Annotated in this window: 4 protein-coding genes; 2 read left to right on the top strand and 2 right to left on the bottom strand. The window is 76.1% G+C overall.

Annotated elements, in window-relative coordinates:
• Window positions 1-498: 498 nt before the first annotated feature.
• Window positions 499-2,697, bottom strand: coding sequence for a helix-hairpin-helix domain-containing protein (locus ACFUEL_RS32225; protein WP_380240528.1), 2,199 nt, complete (start codon window positions 2,695-2,697; stop codon window positions 499-501).
• A 31-nt stretch (window positions 2,698-2,728) separates the two neighbouring features.
• A complete protein-coding gene (locus ACFUEL_RS32230) occupies window positions 2,729-3,706 on the bottom strand; it encodes an aldo/keto reductase (RefSeq protein ID WP_380240530.1) in 978 nt (325 codons plus the stop codon).
• Between the two features lie 257 nt (window positions 3,707-3,963).
• Between ACFUEL_RS32230 and ACFUEL_RS32235 the strand changes: the two genes are divergently transcribed.
• Together ACFUEL_RS32235 and ACFUEL_RS32240 are read left to right on the top strand one after the other, a co-directional pair.
• Window positions 3,964-5,010: an LLM class F420-dependent oxidoreductase gene (locus ACFUEL_RS32235; protein WP_380240531.1), complete on the top strand. Its 1,047-nt coding sequence runs from the start codon at window positions 3,964-3,966 to the stop codon at window positions 5,008-5,010.
• 352 nt (window positions 5,011-5,362) lie between these two features.
• Window positions 5,363-6,625 carry an ALF repeat-containing protein gene (locus tag ACFUEL_RS32240; RefSeq protein WP_380240532.1) on the top strand — a complete coding sequence of 421 codons (1,263 nt, stop codon included), beginning with the start codon at window positions 5,363-5,365 and terminating at the stop codon, window positions 6,623-6,625.
• The last annotated feature ends 3 nt before the right edge of the window (window positions 6,626-6,628 follow it).

Below are 6,628 nucleotides of genomic sequence, written 5' to 3' on the forward strand. Positions count from 1 at the left end.
CCGCCGCTCCCCACCGAATTCACGGCCGGTTACCCGTCCGTCAATTCCGGCGTGAGCTGGGTCACTTCGAACAATTCGCGCCCGAGAGGGTCGAATTTCGGCTACCGTTCGGACCGCAACGGAGTCGCATTCGGGTGCTCCGGCTCGGGGGAGCGGAGTGCCGCAATGCGGTCGCCGATGCGGCCGTACGTCGCACGGGGGACTGCTGCCGGTCCACGGCGGGGGAGGGACGAAAAGCGCTTCGACGCTGAGGCGCCAGGGGGATTGCGGCGGCTCTCCTCCACCCGAGCCCGCCGAACGGCTGGCCCGGCAGCAGCGTGTACGTGTGCCGCGGGTGCGGCGGGGGGCCAGTCCCGCCACCGCACCCGCGGTCCGACCGTTCACCGGCCACCGGTCACCGTCCGTCGGCCACCGACCACCGGCCACCGTCCGCCGGGCCCGCAGCCTCAACCACCGCAGCCGCCGACCACCGCGCCCGCCGATCACCGCAGCCGCGGGCTACTGGTCGGTGAGCACCGACCGCAGCCGGGTGGTCCGGTCGTGCGCGGGCCGCTCCGCGACCGCCTGCTGCAGCGCCGGGCCGGTCGCGTGCACCACCGACAGGTGCCGTTCGGCGCGGCCGAACGCCGAGTACACCCACTGCCTGGTCAACTGCCCGGACGCCTCCGGCGGCAGCACCACGACCACCGCGGGCCAGCGCCGCCCGACCGCCTGGTGGGCGGTCAGCGCCCAGCCGTGGCGCAGCTTCCCGGCCTGCGCCGGGGTCAGGGTGATCCGGCCGCCGTCGGCCAGTTCCACGTGCAGGCCGTCGGCGTCGCCGTCCAGCACCCGGCCGGGCAGGTTGACGCCCAGCGCGGGGGAGTGCACCACCCGGTCGCCCGGGTCGAAGCCGCCGAACCGGCCGGGGCCGGGGTTCAACCGGGCCTTGGCGGCCGCGTTCAGCGCCCGGGTGCCGGCCGGGCCGCCGTGGCCCGGGGTCAGCAGCACCGTCTGCTCGGACGGCACGGACAGCGCCCGCGGGATCGAGTCGGTGAGCAACTGGACGGCCCGGTGCACGGCCTCCCCGCCGTCCCGCGCGGGGAGGATCACCACCTCCTTGTCGGGGGCGTCCACCTGCTGCAGTTCGCCGATGCCGACGCCGGAGACCAGTTCGCCGATCGGCCCGAAGTCCGGCGTCAGGGAGGACACCGCGGGGCAGGGCTTGGCGGCCAGCAGGTCGGCGAAGAACCGCCCCGGGCCTGCCGACCACAGGCCGCCCGGGTCTCCGGAGAGCACCAGCCGGGCGCCGTCCGCGAGCGCCTCCAGCAGCGTCGCCGCGGTCTCCACGTCCAGCAGCGGGGCGTCCAGCACCACCAGGACGTCCAGTTCGAGGGTGCCGTCCAGCGCGCGCGGCACGTCCGCGCCGTACAGCAGGTCGTGCAGGGTGCCGATCCGCCCGGCGGCGGGGGAGCCCTCCGGCAGCAGCGCCGCCAGCGCGTCCCGCCCCTGGCCCGTCCAGGTGGCGGCCCAGCTGCGCAGGCCGAGGGCGGCGGCGGCGTGCAGCAGCGCGGCCGGTTCGGACCGGGCCGCCTCGCCGCCGGTGTGCAGCACCAGGCCGGAGTCGGCCGCGGCCCGGACCAGCGCCTGCGCGGAGCGCGAGGGCGCGGCCGCGGCGGCCTCCTCCCAGGCGGCCGGGCCGGCCCCCTCCCCGTCCTCCGCGGGCGCGAAGGTGGACAGCAGCCGGACCAGGCCCTCGCCGAGGCTCTCCTCGGCCAGCGCCAGGCGCTCCAGGGCGAGCATGGTGCGGACGGGCGGCTCCTCGTCCTCGTCGTGGCTGCCGGGCGGCAGCGGCAGCTCCTCCTGGAACGGCATCGCCCGCCCGTCCTCCAGCACCGCCCCCAGAGCGCCCTCCGGGTCCGGTACGCGCTGGGCGCGCAGCGCCTCGGCGACCTCGCCGAGCTCCTGCGCCGAGTGCCCGCGCAGCGCGGCCTGCTCCAGCAGCCAGAGCGCCAGGGCCTGGGCGCGGCGCGGGTCGTCCGGCCGGGCGGCGGGGCCGAGCAGGCCCTTGGCGAAACCGTCGGCGTGCTCGGGGCGCACCCCGGGCAGCGAGAGCACCGCCCACGGGTCCTCCCGCAGCTGTTCGGCCGCGCCCTCGCCGAACTCGGCCAGCGCGGCGGGCGCCAGCTCGGCGGGCGCGCCGCCGGCCGCCAGCACCTCGCCGACGGCGGCCAGCGCGGCCCGGCGCTGCGCGTCGTCGAGCGGCACCTCGGGCCGCGCGGCGGCCGGCCGGCGGACCGGGCGCTCGGCCGGAACGGGCACGGACACGGGCGCGGCCACGGGATCGGGCGCGGCTACGGGCGCGGGCTCCACGGACCGCACCCCCGCCGTGCTCCCCACCGGCTCCGGCTCCTCGGACGGCTCGCCGGCCGTGCTCCCGACCGGCTCCGGCTCCTCGGACGGCTCGTCCGCCGCGTCCGCCACCTCACGCGGGGGTGGGGGCGGGGCGACGATGTCGTTCGCGTTGATCGCGCCGATCGCCCTGGCGAGCTCGGCCACCTTGGCGGCGCGCTCCTCGGCGGTGAGCGACGCACCGGCGGGCCGCCCACCGGCGCCGCTCTCCTGGCTGGCCTGGCCGACCGGGCCGCCGTCCCGGCCGGTCGTCGGGGCGGCCGTCGGCTCGGCCCGGTTCTCGGCCGGGCGCTCCTCGGGGGTGGTCATCGCGGGAAGGCTCCTTCGACGGGCGGGACGGTCACAGCTCCGTCCAGCCCTGGTCCGGGTAGCGGTGCACCGGGGCCGACACGTCGTCCAGCGCAGCGCGGATCTCACCCGGAAGCGTAAGGGCCTCGACCGACAGCGAGGACTGCAGTTGGGCGGCGGTGCGGGCGCCCAGCAGGGTGGCCGACACGCCGGGGCGGTCGCGGACCCAGGCGAGGGCGACCTTGAGCGGGGTGGAGGCGAGCCCGTCGGCGGCGGTGGCCAGCGCGTCCACGATCCGCCGGGACGCCTCGCCCAGGTACGGCTGCACCGACCCGGCGGGGTGCGGGGAGGCGCCGCGCGACTCGGGCGGCACGCCGTGCCGGTACTTGCCGGTCAGCACGCCCCGGCCGAGCGGCGAGCAGGCCAGCAGGCCCACCCCGGCGTCCAGCGCGGCGGGCAGCGCCTCGCGCTCGATGCCGCGCTGCAGCAGCGAGTACTCCAGCTGGACGGAGGCCAGCGCGGTGCTGCCGGGCACCGCGTGCTGCCGGGCCGCGGACTTGGCCAGCTGCCAGCCGCTGTACTGGCAGACCCCGACGTACCGGGCCCGGCCGGAGGAGACCGCCAGGTCGAGCGCGTGCAGGGTCTCCTCGGTGGGGGTGGCCGGGTCGTACGCGTGCACCTGCCACAGGTCGACGTGGTCGGTGTTCAGCCGGCGCAGCGAGGCGTCCAGGGCGTTCAGCAGGTGGCCGCGGGAGGTGTCGTGGCGGCGCGGGCCGGGCAGCGCGCCCGCCTTGGTGGCGATCACCAGCTCGGAGCGCGGCACCAGGCCGTCGGTCAGCCGGGACAGCAGGTACTCGGCGCCGCCGTCGGCGTACCCGTCGGCGGTGTCGACCAGGGTGCCGCCCGCGTCCACGAACGCCTTCAACTGCTCGGCGGCCTCGTGCTCGTCGGTGTCCCGGCCCCAGGTGAGGGTGCCCAGGCCGAGCCGGGAGACCCGCAGGCCGGTGCGGCCGAGCTGTCGCTGTTCCATCGCGCCCTCCGTCACGCCCGCTGCGCCAAGTGGCGATGGTGCGGCAAGTAGTGGCAAGTAGTAATGGTGCAGGTCGGGGGCGGTGCCCCCCACGTGCTGTGAGGGTAGCGGCGAAACCCCCCGGGGCCCGGGACCACCCGCGCGCCGCGCCGCCGCGCGCGCCGGGCTGTGACCCGCACCACCCCTACCGGCCGGTAGCACCGCCCCGGCGGGGCGGCTACGCTCACCCGCACCACCCGACTGGAAGGCTTGGGCACATGCGACTCGGGATCAACCTCGGCTACTGGGGCCTCGGCCTGGACGCCGACAACATCGCGGTGGCCCAGGAGGCCGACCGCCTCGGCTACGCGGTCTGCTGGGCCGCCGAGGCGTACGGCTCGGACGCCGCCACCGTGCTGTCCTACGTGGCCGCGAGGACCGAGCGGATCGACGTCGGTTCGGCGATCTTCCAGATCCCGGCCCGCACCCCCGCGATGACCGCGATGACCGCCGCCACCCTGGACACCCTCTCCGGCGGCCGCTTCCGGCTCGGCCTCGGGGTCTCCGGCCCGCAGGTCTCCGAGGGCTGGTACGGCGTCAAGTTCGACAAGCCGCTGGCCCGCACCCGCGAGTACGTGGAGATCGTCCGCAAGGCGATGTCCCGCGAGCGGTTGGTGCACGACGGCCCCCACTGGACGCTCCCGCTGCCCGGCGGGCCCGGCAAGCCGCTCAAGCTCACCGTCCACCCCGTCCGCGAGCGCATCCCGCTGTACATCGCCTCGATGGGCCCGAAGAACCTCGAACTCACCGGCGAGATCGCCGACGGCTGGCTCGGCCTGTTCTTCGCCCCCGAGCACGCCGCGCTCTCCACCGGCGCCCTCGCGGCCGGCCGCGCCAGGGCCGGGCTCACCCTGGACGGCTTCGACCTCTGCCCCACCGTCAACATCGCCGTCGGCACGGACGTCCGGGCCGCCGCCGACACCCTGCGCGACTACACCGCCCTCTACCTCGGCGGCATGGGCAGCAAGGAGAAGAACTTCTACAGCCGACTCGCCCGCCGGATGGGCTTCGAGCAGGCCGCCGACGAGGTGCAGACCCACTACCTGGCCCGCGACAAGGCCGCCGCCGCGGCCGCCGTCCCGCACGAGTTCATCGACGCCACCGCCCTGCTCGGCGACACCGCCCGGATCGCCGACCGCATGCAGGCGTACGCCGCCGCGGGCGTCACCACGCTGACCCTGGCTCCGGCCGGGTGGTCGCTGGACGAGCGGATCGCCGCCCTGCGCACCGGGGTCGAGGCCCTGGAGCGCGCCGGACTGGCCTGACGCACCCTCACGGAGGGCCGACCGGACACCCGCCGGCCGGCCCTCCGGACACCCGCCGGCGGGCCCTCCGGACACCCGTCGGCGGGCCCTCCGGACACCCGTCGGCGGGCTTGGCCGAATAGTGCCCTTGACGAACCGTCCGGCCGCGTGGACCACTGTTCCGGACGGCGGAGTTGATGGACCGGCAGTGGCCGGATCCGTTCTGACCTGCGGCTCTGCCGGAACGCAAAGGGCTGGGAAAGATCTCGCTTTGCCGGGCGGGAAGGTTCCGATACGATCGCCCGGTTCGCCGCCTTGTGGGCCAGTCCCGCGGCGGCCCGTCGCCGTACGACTCGCTTCCCAGGGGGGAACCTTGAGCATCCGCCGCTCGCTCGCCGCTGCCGTCTTCGTGGCCGCGGTCTCCGCGCCCACCGTGCTGGGCGCCACCCAGGCCATGGCCGACACCGGCCCGGTCGGCCAGTCCCAGCCGGACCTCGCCACCCCGGACACCGACCCGTCCGACGACGCGCCCGCCCCGTCGGTCACCCCGGCCGCGACCGAGGCCAAGGCCGCGTTCGCCGCCGCGGACGAGTCCCCGTCCCCGAGCGCCACCGGCGACCCGACGGGCGACCCCACCGGCGACCCGACCGGTGACCCGACGGGCACGCCCACCGGCGACCCGACCGGCACGCCCACCGGTGACCCGACGGGCACGACGACCGGCGAACCTACCGGCACTCCCACCGGTGACCCGACGGGCACCCCGACCGGCGACCCGACGTCGGACGAGGAGAAGGCGCTGCGGGCCAAGCTCGACGAAGCGATCGCCGAGACCGGGCACAGCCAGGAGTACTACGACGCGGCCGCCACCGCCAAGGCCGGCACCATCGACGACGTCCGCAACTTCCTGGACGTCCTGCGGCCCCAGATCGTCGCCAAGGAGGCGGCGCAGAAGGAGCTCGACCAGAAGCGCGCCCAGCTCCAGAAGATCATCGACGACACCGACAACTCCGCCGCGATCCGCGCGGAGGCCCTCCGGATCCAGCAGGGCACCGACGTGGCGGCGATGGACCAGTTCCTCACCGTGGGCTACCCGTCCATGGTGGACGCCGAGAACCGCTCCGCGGTCCGGGCGATCCTGGCGGCCCCGGGTGTCGGCAACCACGTCCGCGCCGCCGCGAACGCGGCCCTGGCCGGCAGCGCCGCCGACGTGGTGGACTTCCTGGAGAACGTCGACTCCTACTACGAGGAAGACCTGCGCGACCTGGTCAAGCAGGCCCTCAGCAACGGCGGCCCCGAGGTCCGCAAGGCCGCCCAGGCCGCGCTGGACCAGGGTGACAAGTACACCCTGCTCGCCTTCCTGACCAGCGGCCTCGACGCGGCCCGCGCCCTGGACGCCGCGGCCAACCAGTACGTCGACGACGGCCTGGGCAACCCGAGCATCCCGCAGCTGCCGAGCAACTCCAAGAGCGAGCTGACCGACGTCACGCTGGACGACGGCACCACCGCCGACGCCACCGAGCTGGCCTCGACCGGCACCGACGCCCCGATCGGCGGCCTGACCGTCGGCGGCGCCACCGCGATCCTGCTCGGTGCGGGCACCCTGGTGGTCGCCCGCCGCCGCCAGCAGTCCTGACGC

It is taken from the genome of Kitasatospora sp. NPDC057198, from assembly GCF_042670125.1.
Taxonomy (GTDB): Bacteria; Actinomycetota; Actinomycetes; order Streptomycetales; family Streptomycetaceae; genus Kitasatospora.

What these genes read in the sequence shown, in the direction of transcription:
- ACFUEL_RS32225 (WP_380240528.1), bottom strand. Translation starts at nt 2,697, where the DNA reads ATGACCACCCCCGAGGAGCGCCCGGCCGAGAACCGGGCCGAGCCGACG.
- ACFUEL_RS32230 (WP_380240530.1), bottom strand. Translation starts at nt 3,706, where the DNA reads ATGGAACAGCGACAGCTCGGCCGCACCGGCCTGCGGGTCTCCCGGCTC.
- ACFUEL_RS32235 (WP_380240531.1), top strand. Translation starts at nt 3,964, where the DNA reads ATGCGACTCGGGATCAACCTCGGCTACTGGGGCCTCGGCCTGGACGCC.